This is a genomic window from Shewanella sairae (genome assembly GCF_023283535.1).
Lineage (GTDB): Bacteria > Pseudomonadota > Gammaproteobacteria > Enterobacterales > Shewanellaceae > Shewanella > Shewanella sairae.
The window spans coordinates 1-731 of sequence record NZ_JAKILT010000206.1 but is presented as its reverse complement, the minus strand read 5'-3'; the positions used below and the strand labels follow the sequence as shown (position 1 = coordinate 731).

Sequence of the window (731 nt, the reverse complement as noted above, 5' to 3'; positions counted from 1 at the left end):
GCGTGCGACATGAGGTCGTATGAAGCGCTGTCCACCGCTTAATAGAGTGGACCATCTGTATCACCAGATGAACCTAGGAGCCTGAATAAAGTAGCGGCTCTGACAATGTAACGAAGATAGGTTTAAAACCTGTCGGGGGCTAAGTCGTGAGACAAAGCCCCTCCTGATAACCACACGTTGGGTAAGTGCTAGGTAGACAGTATGATGAACGTATGTGAATCCGCATAAGGTGCGTTATATCATGAGCAGCGGAAGTGGTTTATACGCTGTGGCCAAAAGGCAACAAGAGTAGGAAAGAGATTGCTCCATGCTCTTTCGTGATCAATAGACTCTTCGCACTATAGCGGGCATCTAACCTGTCGTCGCGTGACATACGGAACATGGTAAGCCTGTATTGCTCCCTCTGGGAAAGCTTATTCGGCCGATAGCAATGCAGGTAGAGGAGGTTGGAAAAAGCAAAGGCTGCATTGTAATGATGCAGATACAGGCCTATGTCTGATCACGAAAGTGAGCCCACTTCCGACTGGTCTCTCATTGCAAGAGAGTGTGAAGAACTTTATTAAAGGAGAAAAGCAAATGATGATTTCGAATGAAATTAGTGCATCTTCTTACGGTGCACTATGGCAAGCCATCAATTGGCAGGCCGTAGAGGCGCATGTATTAAAGCTTCAAATGCGTATTGCAAAGGCAATAAGAGAAGGTAGACACGGCAAAGCCAAAGCATTGCAGTG

Annotated in this window: 1 protein-coding gene; it reads left to right on the top strand. The window is 46.6% G+C overall.

Annotated elements, in window-relative coordinates:
• Window positions 1–576: 576 nt before the first annotated feature.
• Window positions 577–731, top strand: a 155-nt coding sequence (locus tag L2748_RS24195; RefSeq protein ID WP_220783681.1) for a reverse transcriptase N-terminal domain-containing protein, incomplete at its 3' end; no start/stop codon positions are given.